The organism is Kribbella sp. NBC_00889, assembly GCF_045207705.1.
Classification (GTDB): Bacteria; Actinomycetota; Actinomycetes; order Propionibacteriales; family Kribbellaceae; genus Kribbella.
This window is the reverse complement of the sequence record NZ_CP108783.1, coordinates 4,906,410-4,922,933: the sequence shown is the minus strand read 5'-3', so window position 1 is coordinate 4,922,933 and position 16,524 is coordinate 4,906,410. Positions and strand designations below refer to the sequence as shown.

General features: G+C 68.4%; 14 protein-coding genes. 12 read left to right on the top strand and 2 right to left on the bottom strand.

From position 1 onward, the window contains the following. Positions 1–101: 101 nt before the first annotated feature. Entirely contained in the window at positions 102–2,642 is a 2,541-nt protein-coding gene (gene valS, locus OG817_RS23820; protein ID WP_406046857.1) for a valine--tRNA ligase, read from the bottom strand. A 74-nt stretch (positions 2,643–2,716) separates the two neighbouring features. On the opposite strand from valS, the gene OG817_RS23815 reads away from it, so the two are divergent. The 9 genes from OG817_RS23815 (at position 2,717) to OG817_RS23775 (ending at position 11,658) form a co-directional block, all read left to right on the top strand. Beyond that, complete coding sequence (locus OG817_RS23815) at positions 2,717–4,078, top strand: bifunctional folylpolyglutamate synthase/dihydrofolate synthase (protein WP_406046856.1); 1,362 nt, start codon at positions 2,717–2,719, stop codon at positions 4,076–4,078. After that, positions 4,075–4,407 carry a DUF4233 domain-containing protein gene (locus OG817_RS23810; protein WP_396394894.1) on the top strand — a complete coding sequence of 111 codons (333 nt, stop codon included), beginning with the start codon at positions 4,075–4,077 and terminating at the stop codon, positions 4,405–4,407. The genes OG817_RS23815 and OG817_RS23810 overlap by 4 nt, the downstream gene beginning before the upstream one ends. 47 nt (positions 4,408–4,454) lie before the next feature. Beyond that, on the top strand, positions 4,455–4,865 hold the full coding sequence (gene ndk / locus OG817_RS23805; protein ID WP_360453807.1) for a nucleoside-diphosphate kinase: 411 nt from the start codon (positions 4,455–4,457) through the stop codon (positions 4,863–4,865). Between the two features lie 160 nt (positions 4,866–5,025). After that, positions 5,026–6,042: a rod shape-determining protein gene (locus OG817_RS23800; RefSeq protein ID WP_131352455.1), complete on the top strand. Its 1,017-nt coding sequence runs from the start codon at positions 5,026–5,028 to the stop codon at positions 6,040–6,042. A gap of 20 nt (positions 6,043–6,062) precedes the next feature. Beyond that, on the top strand, positions 6,063–7,013 hold the full coding sequence (gene mreC / locus OG817_RS23795; RefSeq protein WP_406046855.1) for a rod shape-determining protein MreC: 951 nt from the start codon (positions 6,063–6,065) through the stop codon (positions 7,011–7,013). 1 nt (position 7,014) lies between these two features. Further along, positions 7,015–7,548 (top strand): rod shape-determining protein MreD, encoded by a 534-nt coding sequence (mreD, locus tag OG817_RS23790; RefSeq protein ID WP_396394892.1) that lies wholly within the window; start codon positions 7,015–7,017, stop codon positions 7,546–7,548. Then, the gene (gene mrdA / locus OG817_RS23785; protein ID WP_406046854.1) at positions 7,545–9,599 is read left to right on the top strand and encodes a penicillin-binding protein 2; all 2,055 of its coding nucleotides are present in this window, start codon (positions 7,545–7,547) and stop codon (positions 9,597–9,599) included. The genes mreD and mrdA overlap by 4 nt, the downstream gene beginning before the upstream one ends. 10 nt (positions 9,600–9,609) lie before the next feature. Then, positions 9,610–10,776: a rod shape-determining protein RodA gene (gene rodA / locus OG817_RS23780; RefSeq protein ID WP_406046853.1), complete on the top strand. Its 1,167-nt coding sequence runs from the start codon at positions 9,610–9,612 to the stop codon at positions 10,774–10,776. Between the two features lie 138 nt (positions 10,777–10,914). Next, positions 10,915–11,658 carry a hypothetical protein gene (locus OG817_RS23775; protein ID WP_406046852.1) on the top strand — a complete coding sequence of 248 codons (744 nt, stop codon included), beginning with the start codon at positions 10,915–10,917 and terminating at the stop codon, positions 11,656–11,658. A gap of 89 nt (positions 11,659–11,747) precedes the next feature. Here OG817_RS23775 and OG817_RS23770 read toward each other — a convergent pair whose 3' ends face one another. Then, positions 11,748–12,296 (bottom strand): hypothetical protein, encoded by a 549-nt coding sequence (locus tag OG817_RS23770; protein ID WP_396394888.1) that lies wholly within the window; start codon positions 12,294–12,296, stop codon positions 11,748–11,750. A 264-nt stretch (positions 12,297–12,560) separates the two neighbouring features. Between OG817_RS23770 and OG817_RS23765 the strand changes: the two genes are divergently transcribed. From OG817_RS23765 to OG817_RS23755, 3 genes are all read left to right on the top strand, one after another. After that, positions 12,561–14,912, top strand: coding sequence for a M43 family zinc metalloprotease (locus OG817_RS23765; protein WP_406046851.1), 2,352 nt, complete (start codon positions 12,561–12,563; stop codon positions 14,910–14,912). A gap of 110 nt (positions 14,913–15,022) precedes the next feature. Beyond that, the gene (locus OG817_RS23760; RefSeq protein ID WP_406046850.1) at positions 15,023–15,199 is read left to right on the top strand and encodes a hypothetical protein; all 177 of its coding nucleotides are present in this window, start codon (positions 15,023–15,025) and stop codon (positions 15,197–15,199) included. Between the two features lies 1 nt (position 15,200). After that, on the top strand, positions 15,201–16,523 hold the full coding sequence (locus tag OG817_RS23755; RefSeq protein WP_406046849.1) for a M20/M25/M40 family metallo-hydrolase: 1,323 nt from the start codon (positions 15,201–15,203) through the stop codon (positions 16,521–16,523). Position 16,524: the final 1 nt, after the last annotated feature.

Sequence of the window (16,524 nt, the reverse complement as noted above, 5' to 3'; positions counted from 1 at the left end):
TGGTGTCATATCGGGACAACCCGATTTCGCAGCGTAGTCGTTGACTGCAAACGAATGGTGCCCGCCTCCCCGACGGGAGACGGGCACCATCCAAGTACAACTCAGAGCGTCGCGACCACGCTGACCGAGTCGGATTCGTCCGCATGCCAGACAATCTCACCGGTGATCCGGCCCGCGGCCCGCAGGTCGGGCTCCGCCCGCTCCGCCAGCGTGAGCCGGGCGGCCGGGCCGCTGACCTCGACCTTGCTGACCTCGGTCTTCATCGAGACCTGCGCAGCAGACTTCGCCCCACGGATGCCCGCAAGCACCTCGGAGACCGCATCCAGCACCTCAGGCTCCTGCGCGGCGACCGTCAGGTCTGCGTCAGGCTCCGGCCAGCGGGTCAGGTGGATCGAACCCTCCTGCCACCACGACCACACCTCTTCGGTCGCGAATGGCAGGTACGGGGCGAGCAGCCGCAACTGGACCGACAGCGCGACAGCCAGCGCTGCCTTCGCCGAGGCTGCGCCGGCGTCACCCTGACCGCCGTACGCGCGCTCCTTCACCAACTCGACGTAGTCGTCGCAGAACGTCCAGAAGAACCGCTCGGTGACCTCGAGCGCACCGGTGTAGTCGTACCGCTCGAAGGCGGCGGTCGCGTCGGTGACAATCGACCGCAGCCGCTGCAGCATCGCCAGATCGACCGGCTCGGTGACCGCAGCCGGGTCGACCGTCGATGCGCCGAAGCTGAGCACGAACTTCGACGCGTTCAGGACCTTGATCGCCAACCGGCGGCCGACCTTCATCTGCGACTCGTCGAACGGCGAGTCCAGCCCCGGCCGCGCCATCGCGGCCCGCCACCGGACCGCATCCGAGCCGAACTTGTTCAGAATCTCGGACGGGACGACCGCGTTGCCCTTGGACTTGGACATCTTCTTGCGGTCCGGGTCGACGACGAAGCCTGAGATCATCGAGCGCGCCCATGGGAGCGTGCCGTTCTCGAAATGCGCCCTGACGATGCGGGAGAACAGCCAGGTCCGGATGATCTCGTGGGCGTGTGTGTTCAGGTCCATCGGGAACGTCCGGGCGAACAGGTCGTCGTCCCGCTCCCAGCCACAGACGATGTGCGGGCTCAGCGACGAGGTGGCCCAGGTGTCCATCACGTCAGGGTCGGCCTCGAACCCGCCCGGCTTGCCGCGCTGGCTCTCGTCGTACCCCCGCGGAGCCTGCGAGGTCGGGTCGATCGGCAGCTCGGCCTCGCTCGGCATCAGCGGGTGGTCGTAGTCCGGCTCACCGTCGGCGTCGATCGGATACCAGACCGGGAACGGGACGCCGAAGAAGCGCTGGCGGGAGATCAGCCAGTCGCCGTTCAGTCCCTCGACCCAGTTGAGGTACCGGTGCCGCATGTGCTCCGGGACCCAGGCGAGCTCGTTGCCGCGCTCGATGAACTCCTGCTTCAGGTCGGCGTCCCGGCCGCCGTTGCGGATGTACCACTGCCGGGTCGAGACGATCTCGAGCGGCTTGTCGCCCTTCTCGAAGAAGTTCGCCATCCGCTGGGTCGGCTTCGGCTCGCCGTCCAGGTCGCCGCTCTCGCGCAGCTTCGCGACAATCAGCTCGCGAGCGCTGAAGACGGTCTTGCCGGCCAACTCGGCGTACAGCTCCGAACCCTCCAGCCACGGCGGCGTGTCACGCAGCAGACGGCCGTCACGGCCGATGACGGTGCGGACCGGCAGCTGCAGCTCGCGCCACCACAGGATGTCGGTCTGGTCACCGAAGGTGCAGCACATCGCGATTCCGGCGCCCTTGTCCATCTCGGCGGCCTCGTGCGCGAGGACCGGGACCTCGACCCCGAACAGCGGGGTCTTCACGGTGGTCCCGAATAGGTGCTTGTAGCGCTCGTCGGAGGGGTGGGCGATCAGCGCGACACAGGCCGGGATCAGCTCGGGCCGGGTGGTCTCGATGTAGATCGGGCCGTCCGCGCCGTGGAACGCGATCCGGTGATAGGCACCGGCGTACTCCCGGGCCTCGAGCTCGGCCTGGGCGACCGCGGTCTGGAACGTGACGTCCCACATCGTCGGCGCCTCGGCCAGGTAGGCCTCGCCACGGGCGAAGTTGCGCAGGAAGGCACGCTGCGACGTACGGCGGCTGTCCTCGGAAATCGTGGTGTAGAGGTACGACCAGTCGACGCTGAGGCCGACCTGCCGCCACATCGCCTCGAACGCCTGCTCGTCGATGTGGGTGAGCCCACCGCACAGTTCGACGAAGTTCTGCCGGCTGATCGAGACCTGCTTCTTCGGGTCAGGCTTCGCCGGCGGCGTGAACTCCGGGTCGAAGGGCAGGGTCGGGTCGCAGCGGACGCCGTAGTAGTTCTGGACTCGGCGCTCGGTGGGCAGGCCGTTGTCGTCCCAGCCGATCGGGTAGAAGACCTTCTTGCCGCGCATCCGCTGGAAGCGGGCGACCAGATCGGTGTGGGTGTAGCTGAAGATGTGCCCGACGTGTAGGGACCCCGAGACCGTCGGCGGGGGCGTGTCGATGGAGAACACGTCGGCTCGCTCGGCGGTGCGGTCGAAGGCGTAGGTCTGCTGCTCCTTCCATACGGCAGCCCACTTCTCCTCGAGTCCTTCGAGGCTGGGCTTGTCTGGAACGCGGGACGTCTGGCTCATGCGCACAATCGTAGTGGTTGTCAAGGGGTGCTCCGACCGCTTTATCCACAGGGCTCACTAGACTCGGTCTCCTGATGAGCGACCTCACCTACGCCGATGTGTCGGCACGGCTCCAGCAGCGCTGGCCGGAGCACAAGATCGAGCCCACGCTGGACCGGGTCCAGCGGCTCGTCGAGCTGCTCGGCGACCCGCAGAAGTCCTACCCCGTCGTGCACCTGACCGGGACCAACGGCAAGACCTCCACCGCGCGGGTGATCGACACCCTGCTCCGCGAGGCGGGGCTGCGGACCGGCCGGTTCACCAGCCCGCACCTGGAGTCCGTCCGGGAGCGGATCACCCTGGACGGCGAGCCGATCAGCGAGGAGCGCTTCACCGAGGCGTACGCCGAGATCGCGCCGTACCTGGACGTGGTCGACGCCGAGCAGGAGCACCCGCTGTCGTTCTTCGAGGTGATGACCGCGATGGCGTTCGCGGTGTTCGCCGACGCCCCGGTCGACGTGGCCGTGATCGAGGTCGGCCTGGGTGGCACCTGGGACTCGACCAACGTCGCCGACGGGACCGTCTCGGTGATCACCCCGGTCGCGGTCGACCACGCGCACATCCTCGGCGCGGATCCGGTCACCATCGCCCGGGACAAGGCCGGCATCATCAAGCCCGGCGGTACGACGGTGATGTCGCAGCAGAGCCTGGAGGTCTTCGAGGTGCTGCTGACCAAGGCCGCCGAGGTCGGCTCGCAGGTCGCCCGGGAGGGGATCGAGTTCGGCCTCACCAGCCGCTCGCTCGCGGTCGGCGGGCAGGTGATCTCGATCAAGGGACTCGGCGGTGAGTACGAGGAGATCTTCGTCCCGCTGCACGGTGAGTACCAGGCGCACAACGCGGCCACCGCGGTCGCTGCCGTCGAGGCGCTGCTCGGCGCCGGGCCGGAGCACGAGGACCGCGTCACCACCGAACTGCTGCAGGCCGGCTTCGCACAGGTCACCAGCCCGGGCCGGATGGAGGTCGTCCGGACCAGCCCGACGATCATCGTCGACGCCGCGCACAACCCGCACGGCGCCGAGGCGACCGCGGCCACCGTCTCCGAGGCGTTCGCGTTCCAGCCGCTGATCGGCGTACTGGGCTGCATGAAGGACAAGGACGTGTACGGCCTGCTGGAGGCGTACGAACCGATCATGGAGACGGTCGTGTGCACCCGGAACAGCTTCGTCGAGCGCTCGATGCCGGCCGAGGAACTGGGTGAGTTGGCGATCGAGGTGTTCGGTGAGGACCGGGTGCTGGTCCGGCCGCACCTGATCGACGCGATCGACGACGCGATCCGGCTGGCCGAGGAGAACGCGATCGCCATGGGGACGGGCGGCGTACTGATCACCGGGTCTGTCATCACCGCGGGCGAGGCGCGCACTCTGCTGGTCCGCAAGCCGAAGCAGGCCGACCAATGAGGTCCCTCGCCTCGATCGTGCTCGGCTTCGAGTCGCTGGTGCTGGCGCTGGCCACGCCGGTGATGATCTCCGTCGCCGACGTCCGGCCCGCGGTGGCCCTGTCCGTCTGTCTGGGGCTGGCCGTCCTCGCGATCGTCGCGGCCGGGCTGCTGCGCCACCAGGTGGGCTACATCCTCGGCTCGGTGGTCCAGGTCGGCGCAATCGGCCTCGGCTTCGTCGTACCGGTGATGTTCGTGCTCGGACTGGCGTTCGCGGGCTTCTGGGTGGCGGCGTTCGTGCTCGGCCGCCGGATCGACGAAGCGAAAGCCCAGCAGGCGCAGCAGGGGTAAAACGGCTAGGCTCAGCGGCCCGAACTACTTCGAGAGAGAGTTGACAGATGTCGCAGCGCACCCTGGTCCTGCTGAAGCCCGACACGGTTCGCCGTGGCCTGGTGGGCGAGATCCTCGGCCGGTTCGAGGCCAAGGGGCTCCGGATCGTCGCGATGGACCAGCGCACGATCGACGGCGAGCAGGCGGACCAGCACTACGCCGAGCACGTCGAGCGCGACTTCTACCCGCCCCTGCGAGACTTCGTCACCAGTGGCCCGCTGGTCGCCCTGGTCCTCGAGGGTGACGAGGCGGTCGAGGTCGTCCGCCTCCTGAACGGCGCCACCGACGGCCGCAAGGCCGCCCCCGGCACCATCCGCGGCGACTTCTCACTCTCCAACCGCGAGAACCTCGTCCACGGCTCGGATTCGCCCGAATCGGCCGAGCGCGAGATCAAGATCTGGTTCCCCGACCTACCCTGAGTGACACTGGAGGCAGGGGCGGAGGCCGCTGCCGACTGCTTGTGCAGGAATGGATACGATACGTGCCTGGGCGGACGGAACGTGTCGGTCCATGGGGTGAGCGCGGGCGGCGCTTAGCCTGATCGGGGACCGAGTGGGAGGTGCCGCGGTGGCGAACAGCATGCTCGGCCGCGACATGGCGGTCGATTTGGGTACGGCGAACACTCTGGTCTACGTCCGCGGACGCGGCGTGGTGCTGAACGAGCCATCGGTGGTGGCGACCAGGACCGACGAACCGCGCGAGGCGGTCGCATTCGGGCACGAGGCGAAGAAGATGATCGGCCGGACCCCCGGCAACATCACCGCGATCCGGCCGCTCAAGGACGGCGTCATCGCCGACTTCGACGCCGCCGAACAGATGCTGCGGTACTTCATCCAGCGGGTGCACCGGCGCCGGTACTTCGCGAAGCCGCGGATCGTGGTCTGCGTGCCGTCCGGGATCACAGCGGTCGAGCAGCGCGCGGTCCGCGACGCCGGGTACATGGCCGGAGCCCGCAAGGTCTACATCATCGAGGAGCCGATGGCGGCCGCGCTCGGCTCCAACCTCGAGGTCCGCGACGCCACCGGCAACATGGTCGTCGACATCGGCGGCGGTACGACGGAGGTCGCGGTCATCTCGTTCGGCGGCATCGTCACCAGCCAGTCGATCCGGGTCGCCGGCGATGCCATCGACAAGGCGGTCGTGAACTACTGCAAGAAGGAGTACTCGCTGCTGCTCGGCGAGGCCACCTCCGAGCAGATCAAGATGACGATCGGATCGGCGTTCCCGACCACCGACGGTCCGGACAGCGAGATCCGCGGCCGGGACATGGTCTCCGGCCTGCCGCGGACCGTGAAGGTCTCGTCCTCGAACATCCGGCAGGCGATCGAGGAGCCGATCACCGCGATCGTCGACGCGGTGAAGGCCACCCTGGACAAGACCCCGCCGGAGCTGGCCGGCGACATCGTCGACCGCGGCATCGTGCTGACCGGCGGCGGTGCGCTGCTGAAGGGGATGGACGAGCGGCTGCGGCACGAGACCGGCATCCCGATCCACGTCGCCGAGAACCCATTGGACGCCGTCGTGCTCGGCGCCGGCAAGTGCGTCGACAACATCGAGACCCTGAACCGCATCCTGGTCACCGACAACCGGCGCTGACGCCCGAGGGACGCTGACCCATGCTCAAAGACCTCGGCACCCCCGCCAGGGGCCTGGTCCGTTCGGCCGGTATGCCGCGGGAGATCCGCCGGCGCCGGACCGTACTGGTCCTGGTCATCCTGGCCTGCTTCACGCTGATGGTGCTCGATGCCCGGCGCTCGGCCGGTTCCCCGGTGGAGCCGTTGCGGGAGGCCGCGGCAGGCGTGTTCGGTCCGCTCGAGTCGACCGCCAGCTCGGCCCGGCAGCCTGTGGACAACCTCCGCGAGCGATTCGCCGAAATGGATAGGTTGAGGGACGAGAACGAAAAACTGAAAAAGGACAACGAGTCGCTCACCCAGGACCTGAACTCCTCCGACTACGCCCGCAACCGGGCCGCCGAGCTGGACAAACTGCTCAAGCTCGCGCCCGCGTTCACCATGACACCTGCCCGGGTGATCGGGATCGGCAGCGCCCAGAGCTTCAACCACACGGTCACGATCGATGCCGGTACGGCGGATGGCGTGCACGTCGACATGACCGTGCTGAACGGGAACGGTCTGGTCGGCAGGGTGGTGCGGACCACCCAGGCGACCGCGACCGTGCTGCTGATCGGCGACCGGAAGTCGACCGTGGGCGGCCGGCTGAACGCCTCGATGGCGCTCGGCTTCGTCTCCGGCCGCGGCGACGTCGCGGGCCTGCTCGACTACCACCTCGTCGACCTGAAGGCGCGGCCCAAGGCGGGGGACAAGATCGTCACCTGGGGCTCCAGCGACAACGCGCCGTACGTGCCGGGGGTGCCGATCGGCGTCGTCACCTCGGTGACGGAGACCGAGGGCGCCCTCGGGTCCACCGCGACGATCAGGCCGTATGTCGATCCGACCCGGATCGACACGGTCGGCGTGGTGACCGGACCACCGGCCCGGCCGCCGCGCGCCCAGCTCAAACCAACGCCTTCGCCGAAGGTGTCGACCACAGAAGGGAAGGTGAACTGACGTGATCGCACTGCGCATCGGGTTGGCCGCCCTGTTCCTGATGGTGGCCGTCACCGTGCAGACCTCTGTGCTGACGAACATCGCGGTCGCCGGCGTGACCTGCGACCTCGTGCTGATCGTGGTGATCGCGCTCGCTCTGTCCCGCGGGCCGGAGTGGGGAGCGATCGCCGGGTTCGCCGGTGGTCTGCTGCTCGACGTCGTACCTCCCGCCGATCACACCGCCGGGCGGTGGGCGCTGGCGCTCGCGATCGCCGGGTACCTGGCCGGTCTGATCCGTCGCGAGACGTCGACCGGCCCGGTCGGTCCGCTGGGGGTCGCGCTGACCGTGGTGCTGGGCACTGCCGTGTCGCTGTTCATCTACTGCGCGACCGGCTCGCTGCTGCACGATCCGTCGGTCGACTGGGGCGAGTTCGGTGTCCGCCTCGGCATCGCCGCCGGGTACGACGTCGTCGGCGCCATCGTCGTCATCCCCCTGGTCATGTGGATCCTGGGCCGCGTGCTCCCCGCCCGCGAGCGCCGCCGGGTCCTGCCATGAGCTTCGACGGCTTCGAGGCACCGCTGAAGGCCCGGTTGCGGTTGTTCGTGATCGGCGTTCTGGTCTTCTCCTTGCTGTGCACGTTGTTCGCCCGGCTCTGGTACATGCAGGTGATGTCCAACGACGACTACACCCAGGCCGCCACGCAGAACCACACCCGTCAGGTCCTGGTGCCGGCGCCGCGCGGCACCATCGTGGACGCCGCCGGCCGCACTCTGGTCGGCAACCGCGTCTCGCTGGTGATCACGGTCGACCGGTCGGTGCTGGCGAAGCTGCCGGACAGCCAGCAGAACGCGGTGCTCGCCCGCCTGGCGAAGGTGCTCCGCCAGAAGCCGAAGGACCTCAAGGCGCGCACGATGCTCTGCGGTGAGCCTGGCGCGTCGAAACCACCCGCCTGCTGGAACGGCACGCCGTACCAGCCGATCCCGGTGGCGAAGGACGTCAGCGAGCAGGTCGCGATCGAGGTGATGGAGCGCCGCGAGGACTTCCCCGGTGTCGCCGCCGAGTCGCAGACCCTGCGCGCGTACCCCGAGCCGTACAAGGTGAACGCGGCCCACCTCCTCGGATACCTGTCGCCGATCACCACCGAGGAGCTGGAGGCTCTGGACAAGGCCGGTCAGGACTCGGTCCCGCACCGGTCGGACCTCGTCGGCCGGGCCGGCGTCGAGCGCACCTACGACAATCTCCTGCGCGGCACCCCTGGCGTCAAGGACGTCATCGTCGACGCGGTCGGGTACACGACCGGCATCCAGAAGCAGACCGCGCCGGTCCCGGGCGCCACGCTGGTGACCAGCATCGACGCGCGGATCCAGGCCTCTGTCGAGACCCAGCTCAAGAGCGCGATCATGACCGCGCGTAAGCAGACCGACCCGGTCACCAAGCGCAAGTACGTCGCCGACTCCGGTGCCGCGGTCGTGCTGGACACCAAGACCGGCCGGGTCGTCGCGATGGCCAGCTACCCGACCTACGACCCGGGTGTCTGGGTCGGCGGCATCACCCAGCGCGAGCTGGACGCGCTGTACTCGACGAAGTCCGGCACCCCGCTGGTCTCCCGCGCCCTGCAGGGTCAGCTCGCACCGGGGTCGACGTTCAAGCCGATCACCACCGCCGCCGCGATGGGCGCCGGGTACAGCCCGAAGACCCGGCTCGACTGCTCCTCGTACTTCGAGGTCGGCAACCGCCGGTTCAAGAACTACGAGTCCGCGTCGTACGGGATGATCGGCTTCGACCAGGCGCTCGCGCTGTCCTGCGACACGTTCTTCTACCGGATCGCCTATGCGCTCTGGCTGAAGGAGGGCGGCAACTCCACCGACGTGAACACCCACGACCCGCTGGTGGAGATGGCGAAGAAGTTCGGCCTCGGTACGCCGACCGGCGTCGACCTGCCCGGTGAGGTCAGCGGCCGGATCGCCGACCGCAAGTGGAAGAAGGAGTACTACGACTCGCAGAAGGACTACTACTGCAAGCTGGCGCAGAACCCGCCGGCCGGGACGTCGGCGTTCCTGAAGCAGTTCTCCCGCGAGTTCTGCGTCGACGGCTACAAGTACCGTGCCGGTGACGCGGTGAACTTCGCCATCGGCCAGGGCGACACCACCCTCACGCCACTGCAGCTGGCCTCGGTCTACGCGGCGCTGTCCAACGGCGGCACGCTGTACGAGCCGCGGGTGGTGCAGTCGTGGATCGGTGCGAACGGCAAGAAGCACGAGATCAAGCCCACGGTGAAGGCGAAGCTGCCGGTGCCGTCGTCGACCCTGCGCTACATCGACAAGGCCCTCCAGGAGACGGTCAAGTCCGGTACGGCGGCCTGGAAGTTCAACGGGTTCCCGGTCGACCAGATCCCGGTCCGGGCCAAGACCGGTACGGCTGAGGTCTACGGCAAGCAGACGACCTCGTGGCTGGCGTCGTACACGGATCGGTATGCCGTGGTGATGATGCTGAGCCAGGCCGGTACCGGTTCGGGCGCCGGTGGTGACGCGGTCCGCAAGATCTACGAGACCCTCTACAACATCAAGCCCGCCCCGCCGGCCGGCCAGCAGACCCCGGGACAGTGAGGGCCTCGACATGGCACTGCTGAGCCCGATCCGGACCCGGCCGCGGATGGACCGCCGGTCGACGGTGTGGCAGGTGGACTGGATCCTTGTCCTCGGTGTCGTCGCGCTGTCGGCGATCGGCGCCGTACTGATCTGGTCCGCGACGCACGCCCGTACCTCGCTCACCGACGGCAACCAGTACGCGTTCCTCGCCCGTCACGCGCTGAACTTCGCCATCGGCCTGGTGCTTGCGGTCGGCGCCGCTGTCACCGACCATCGCCGAGTCCGCATCCTCGCTCCGGTCCTGTACGCCGCCTCGATCGTCGGGCTGATCCTGGTCCTGGTGCCCGGGGTCGGCGCGGTGATCAACGGCTCGCGCTCGTGGATCCAGCTGCCCTGGATGTCGATCCAGCCGAGCGAGTTCGCCAAGCTCGCGGTGATCGTCGGAATGGCTCTGCTGATCGCGGAGAAGGGCGAGACCGACCACAACGACACCGCCCGGACCATCGACGTCGCGCAGGCGATCGCGGTCGCCTGCATACCCGTGATCCTGGTGATGCTGCAGCCCGACCTCGGCACGGTGATGGTGCTGGGGGCGATCGTGTTCGGGATCATCGCGGTGTCCGGCGTACCGAAGCGCTGGATGCTCGGGCTGATCACCGCGGGCGTCGTGGTGGCCTCGGTGGCGATCAAGCTGCAGGTGCTGAAGGACTACCAGCTGGCCCGGTTCGTCGCGTTCGCGGACCCGTCGCAGGATCCGCAGGGCATCGGCTACAACGTCAACCAGGCCCGGATCGCGATCGGCAACGGCGGGATCTTCGGCCAAGGGCTGTTCCACGGCAGCCAGACCCAGAACGCGTTCGTGCCCGAACAGCACACCGACTTCGTCTTCACCGTGGCGGGGGAGGAGCTCGGCCTGATCGGGGCCGGTGCGATCATCGCGCTGTTCGCGCTGGTGCTGTTCCGCGGGCTGCGGATCGCGATCAACGCGCGGGACGCGTTCGGCCGGCTGGTGGCGACCGGCATCGTCTGCTGGTTCGCGTTCCAGGCGTTCGAGAACATCGGGATGACGCTCGGGATCATGCCGGTCACGGGTCTGCCGCTGCCGTTCGTCTCCTACGGCGGATCGTCGATGTTCGCCGGCCTGCTCGCGGTCGGGCTGCTGGAGAACATCCACCTCCGCTCGCACCGGTTCTGATCGACCTGCCCAGACACGACCTACCCAGACACGACCTGACACGGCACCGACCGGGCTGACGCGTCAGGTACGCTGCTGCCTGCTCGGCCACCGGTGGGCGCGCTCGGGCCCACGGTTCTGACAGGGTTTGGAAGGTCCATGACCAGGTTCGTGTCGCTCCCGCTTGCCCTCGCCGCTGCCCTCAGCCTGTCGCTCACCGCCTGCGGTGGAGACGACAAGAAGAACGCAGCAGCATCCTCGACTCCCGCCGGGACCACACCGGCACCGAGCGTGACTCCCTCGGCACCGAGTGGGAAACCGACCGGTCCGGTCACCCGCTCGTCCGCTGAGCTCACCAGAGCCCTGCTCGCGCTGAGCGACCTGCCGACCGGGTTCTCGCAGGAGAAGGAAGACCCCGAGGACACCTCGAAGCCGTTCTCGTCGCCGACGAGCAAGTGCAAGACGCTGGTGAAGTACCTCAACGCCACCGAGGCGCCTGGTGCGAAGACGAGCGTCACCCGCTCGTTCTCCGGCGGCCAGGAGGGTCCGTACATCGACTTCGGCCTGGACTCGATGGGTACGGCGGCGAAGGTCGCGGACCTGCGCGAGACCTACGAGGACGCGGTCTCGTCCTGCTCGAAGGTCTCGCTCAAGGTCGAGGGCGAGAGCAGCACGTCGATGAAGGTCGAGGAGATCTCCGCGCCGAAGGCCGGCACCGGCCCGTTCGCATTCCGCCTGACCGGCACGAGCGGCCCGAAGCGCGGCTTGGAGTACACGGCCGCGATCACCGGCGTGAAGGACGTCATCGTCTCGGTCGGCGTGCTGGCCGGACAGGGCTTGGAGTTCGAGGCCGCCACCGAAGCCGCCGTCACCAAAGCCCAGCAGGTCCTCAAGGCCGGCTGACCTGAGAGGCCGGCGGACCCGAGAGGCCGGCGGACCCGAGAGGCCGGCGGACCTGAATGCCGGCTGACTTGCAGGACCGGACGGCGCACTCAGCCGAAGGTCCAGGTCGGGTGGGCGGCCTCCAGGACGGATCGATGGCCTGACCACCTCGCCGAAGCGAGTGGAGTGACGTCGAGCAGCGTCGGGCGACCGGATTCGAGCCGATAGCCCCACGTGAACGCGGCGACCGGGGCGACGGTGCGCGAGTGGATCACGTCGGGCACGACAACGAGGAACGTGTCGGCGCGCCACGTGCCGTCCGGGTGGTCCGGATTGGCCGGGGCATCGAAGAACGTCGGCAGGTAGCCGTAGGCGTAGAACGGATCGGCCGGGTTGAGGTTCGGGGCGCGGTCGACCGAGATGTCGCCGTCGAAGTCCCGGGTGATCAGCTGGATCCAGCCCATGATCGCTTTGATGCCGGAGCCGTGGTATCGCAGACTCGCCGTACACAAAGGAAAGCCGCGGAACGCCTCGGCATTCAGGTCCGGCACGACGAGTTGATGGCCCGACGCCCACGGGTCGTCGTTGGGCACGATGCGGACCGAGATCAGGCCGCGGTGACCCCGGACGTCGAATGGGATGGACAGCTCTCGGCGCATGGTGTTCCCCTCTTGAGGCTTCAAGCAATTCTCCAACAAGCGCTGGGTTTCCGGTGGAGTTCACTACCCGGCGGGCGAAGGCTTGTGCGCGGGCGGTGAGGGGAGCAAGGTGAATCCAGAACAGAGACTTGGGGGCCGACTGTTCGGTGGGGGAAGGCGGGACAGACCGCCTTCGATCGGAGGGCGGGCTGGGGGAAGACCTTCTCGGTCCGGGATCGTGTGCGGTCCCGACCTGCTCGTGCGCCCCCGTTGGAAGGGGGAGAGATGCCGAGGAAGGCCAACGGTCGAGCGGGCAAGCACCGCGACGACGACTACCGGATGCCGGGTGACGCGGCGGCCGGTCAAGGTGCCAACGGCCAGCCGGCGAGCGGAATGCCGATGACGGGTATGGACTCTGCGCCGGGTTCGGCGGGAGCCGGAGGTATGGGCAGTGGCGGATCGGCGGGCGGTGCCGGTATGAGCGGCGGCGGCCAGGCCGGTGGAGTGGGCATGAGCGGTGGCACCGGTGCACCCGGTGGCGCGGGCATGAGTGGTGGCGGTTCAGCCGGTGGTGCAGGTATGAGCGGCACGGACGGGCGGACCGAATCCCCGACGCGACGGCAGTGCGGTGTGATGGACGTGCACCGGCGGCTGCTGTCGACCTCACCCGAGTACGCCGCCGCCCGGTCGGCGATCGAGAACGCGACGTCGCTGTACGTCGCCGGTCCGCAGCGTTTCACCGGTATAGCGCGGATCCCGTGCGTGGTGCACGTGGTCTGGAACACCGCCGCGCAGAACATTTCGCAAGCCCAGGTCGACAGCCAGATCGACGTACTGAACCGGGACTTCCGGGCGACGAACTCCGACATCGGCATCGTTCCGGCCGCGTTCACCGGCCTGATCGCGGACTCCCGGATCGAGTTCTACCTCGCCACCGTGGACCCGAACGGCAACCCGACCACCGGTGTCACCCGGACCCAGACGAGTACGGCGTCCTTCGGCACCGACGACAAGGTGAAGAAGTCGTCGACCGGCGGCATCGACCCGTGGCCGACGGACCGGTACCTGAACATCTGGGTGTGCCAGCTCGGCGGCGGCCTGCTCGGGTACGCCCAGTTCCCGGGCGGCCCGGCGAACACCGACGGCGTGGTCATCCTGCACAGCGGGTTCGGCACCAACGGTACGGCTGCCGCACCGTTCGACCTGGGCCGGACCACGACCCACGAGGTCGGGCACTACCTGAACCTGTTCCACATCTGGGGCGACGACGGCAGTGGCTGCAGCGGCAGCGACGAGTGCGCTGACACCCCGAACGCGGCCGGCCCGAACTTCGGCGTACCGACGTTCCCGCACGTGACGTGCAGCAACGGTCCGAACGGGGATCTGTTCTACGACTACATGGACTACACCGACGACCGCGGCATGGTCATGTTCACCAACGACCAGGCCACCCGGATGGAAGCCTGCCTCGACACCGTCCGGACGAACCTGCCGGTCTATGCCGGCGCCTCCGGTACGCCGGAACCCGCCGGCTCGGTGGTGTCGTGGGGCGCGAACCGGCTGGACGCGTTCGTGCTCGGCACCGATCTGGCGATGTATCACAAGTGGTGGGACGGATCGTCCTGGGGACCGTCCGTCGCCGGTTACGAATACATGGGTGGTGTCTGCATGAGTGCTCCTGAAGTCGCGTCCTGGAGCCCGGACCGGCTGGACGCGTTCGTCCTCAGTACCGATCACGCGCTCTACCACAAGTGGTGGGACGGCTCGAACTGGGGACCGAGTGTCACCGGTTACGAGTACCTCGGCGGCGTCTGCATGAGCCCGCCGCGGTTGGCGACCTGGGGGCCGAACCGGCTGGATGCCTTCGTCCTCGGCACCGACCGCGCGCTCTACCACAAGTGGTGGGACGGCTCGAACTGGGGACCGAGTGTCACCGATTACGAGTACCTCGGCGGCGTCTGCATGAGCCCGCCCGAAGTCGTTGCCTGGGGCAGCGATCGGCTGGACGTGTTCGTGCTCGGCACCGACAACGCGGTCTACCACAAGTGGTGGGACGGCTCGAACTGGGGACCGTCGGCCACCAGCTACGAGTACCTCGGTGGTGTCTGCGCTTCACCGCCGCGGGTCGTCGCCTGGGGCGAGAACCGCCTCGACATGTTCGTCATCAGCACCGATTCCGCGCTGTACCACAAGTGGTGGGACGGCTCGGCCTGGTCGGGCTGGGAGTACATGGGCGGCGTCTGTATGACGGCCCCGACCGTGGTCTCGTGGGACGCGAACCGGCTGGACGTGTTCGTGCTCGGTACGGACTCCGCGCTGTACCACAAGTGGTGGGACGGGTCCGCCTGGGGACCGTCGGTCACCGGGTACGAGTACATGGGCGGCCTCTGCACCGACGAGCCGCGCGTCGTCTCGTGGGCCCCGAACCGGCTCGACGTGTTCGTCACCGGCACCGACAAGCAGCTGTACCACAAGTGGTGGGACGGCTCGAACTGGGGACCGGGCGTCACCAGCTACGAGCCGCTCGGCGGCGTGATCAGCGACTTCCGGGTGACGGTCCCTTCGACCGTGCCCGAGTCGATGCCGCCGTCCGGAACGATGCCAGGGGCAACCATCGAACAGGCGGTGCTGCGCTGACCGGACACAGCAAGGGGCGGTGGACGCACTCGTTCGAGGAGGACCACGACGGGATCAGCGTCTACCGCCGGGACGACTTCGCCTTCCCGCCGGCCCGCGGCCGGCGGGGGGTGGAGTTCCGGCCGGACGGCACGATGGTGGAGTACGCGTTCGGCCGCGGCGACGCGCCCGAGCCCAGACCGGGCGGGCACTGGAGCGCCGACGGACTGATCACCCGCTCCGCCGGCGGGACCGCCCGGATCATCGCGGCCGAGCCCGATCGTCTCGAGATCATCTGGCAGGACTGACATGACCACTGCACCCGTGCGTTATCTCGTCGTACCGACCGTCGATGCCGCCGATGGCGCGCACTCGGCCCGGTTCGGCGACAAGACTCTCCTCTGGGTTCCGGCCGGCCAACGCCTCGGCCGGGCCTCCCGGACCGCACCCGGCCTGCTCCTCGTCACCCAGGTGGGCCGGAGTTTCCAGGACGACTACCCGGACGTCGCGCCGTTGCTCGACCACGGCCGGCACCTGGTGATCTCGTCGGCCGACAGACCGCGCCGCCGCTCCAACAACTGCTGGCGGATCGAACCACTCCGCGCCGGTACGACGGTTGTCGACAATCCGACGCCGGCTGCGGCGAGGGTGGATCCATCGATCGTGGACCTGGTCGCGCAACTGTCACCGGCGTCGTACCAGGACGATCTGACCTGGCTGGCGAGTCTGCCGACGCGGCACTCGCTGAGTACGTCGTTCACCGCCGCGGTGGACTTCGCCGCCGCCAAAATGGTTGCCCTCGGCTACGGAGTGACCCGGACCCAGATCACGGTCGGCGCCGGACACTCGCAGAACCTGATCGGCGACCGGCCCGGCACCGGCGGTGGTGGCCTGGTCCTGATCACGGCACACCTCGACTCGATCAACATCGCCGGCGGGCCGGCCGCCACCGCACCCGGTGCGGACGACAACGGGAGTGGTTCCGCGGGCGTGCTCGAACTCGGCCGGTTGCTGTCGACCCAGTCCTGGCGGCACGACGTACGGCTGATCCTGTTCGGCGGTGAGGAGGAGGGGCTGTTCGGCAGCAAGCAGTACGTCGCCGCGCTGCCGCCGGCCGAACGAGCCCGGATCCGGGCCGTCCTCAACATGGACATGATCGCGAGCAAGAACACGGTCGTGCCGACAGTCCTGCTCGAAGGCGCTCCGGTTTCGTCGAGCCAGATCGCGGACCTGGCGACGGCGGCAGCGACGTATACCGGGCTGAAGGTCGAGACGTCGCTCAACCCGTTCGCCAGCGATCACGTGCCTTTCATCGACGCCGGGATCCCGGCGGTGTTGTCGATCGAGGGCGCGGACAGCGCGAACGGCCACATCCACTCGGCGAACGACACGCTCAACTTCCTGAACTGGTCGTTGGCGGCCGAGATCCTCCGCATGAACATCGCCGCCCTGGCCGGTTGGCTCGAACCCGCGACCACGCTCGCCCGGCCAAGACCAGCCGGTTCGGTGGTCTCATGGGGCCCGGGCCGGCTGGACGTCTTCGCGGTCGGCATGGACTCCGCCCTGCACCACAAGGCGTTCGACGGCACCTGGCACGACTTCGAGTCCCTAGGAGGCGTTGTCCTAAACTGAC

Excerpts from the sequence above, each read along its gene's own strand:
- valS (WP_406046857.1), bottom strand. The coding sequence starts at position 2,642 with ATGAGCCAGACGTCCCGCGTTCCAGACAAGCCCAGCCTCGAAGGACTC.
- OG817_RS23815 (WP_406046856.1), top strand. The coding sequence starts at position 2,717 with ATGAGCGACCTCACCTACGCCGATGTGTCGGCACGGCTCCAGCAGCGC.
- OG817_RS23810 (WP_396394894.1), top strand. The coding sequence starts at position 4,075 with ATGAGGTCCCTCGCCTCGATCGTGCTCGGCTTCGAGTCGCTGGTGCTG.
- ndk (WP_360453807.1), top strand. The coding sequence starts at position 4,455 with ATGTCGCAGCGCACCCTGGTCCTGCTGAAGCCCGACACGGTTCGCCGT.
- OG817_RS23800 (WP_131352455.1), top strand. The coding sequence starts at position 5,026 with ATGCTCGGCCGCGACATGGCGGTCGATTTGGGTACGGCGAACACTCTG.
- mreC (WP_406046855.1), top strand. The coding sequence starts at position 6,063 with ATGCTCAAAGACCTCGGCACCCCCGCCAGGGGCCTGGTCCGTTCGGCC.
- mrdA (WP_406046854.1), top strand. The coding sequence starts at position 7,545 with ATGAGCTTCGACGGCTTCGAGGCACCGCTGAAGGCCCGGTTGCGGTTG.
- rodA (WP_406046853.1), top strand. The coding sequence starts at position 9,610 with ATGGCACTGCTGAGCCCGATCCGGACCCGGCCGCGGATGGACCGCCGG.
- OG817_RS23775 (WP_406046852.1), top strand. The coding sequence starts at position 10,915 with ATGACCAGGTTCGTGTCGCTCCCGCTTGCCCTCGCCGCTGCCCTCAGC.
- OG817_RS23770 (WP_396394888.1), bottom strand. The coding sequence starts at position 12,296 with ATGCGCCGAGAGCTGTCCATCCCATTCGACGTCCGGGGTCACCGCGGC.
- OG817_RS23765 (WP_406046851.1), top strand. The coding sequence starts at position 12,561 with ATGCCGAGGAAGGCCAACGGTCGAGCGGGCAAGCACCGCGACGACGAC.
- OG817_RS23755 (WP_406046849.1), top strand. The coding sequence starts at position 15,201 with ATGACCACTGCACCCGTGCGTTATCTCGTCGTACCGACCGTCGATGCC.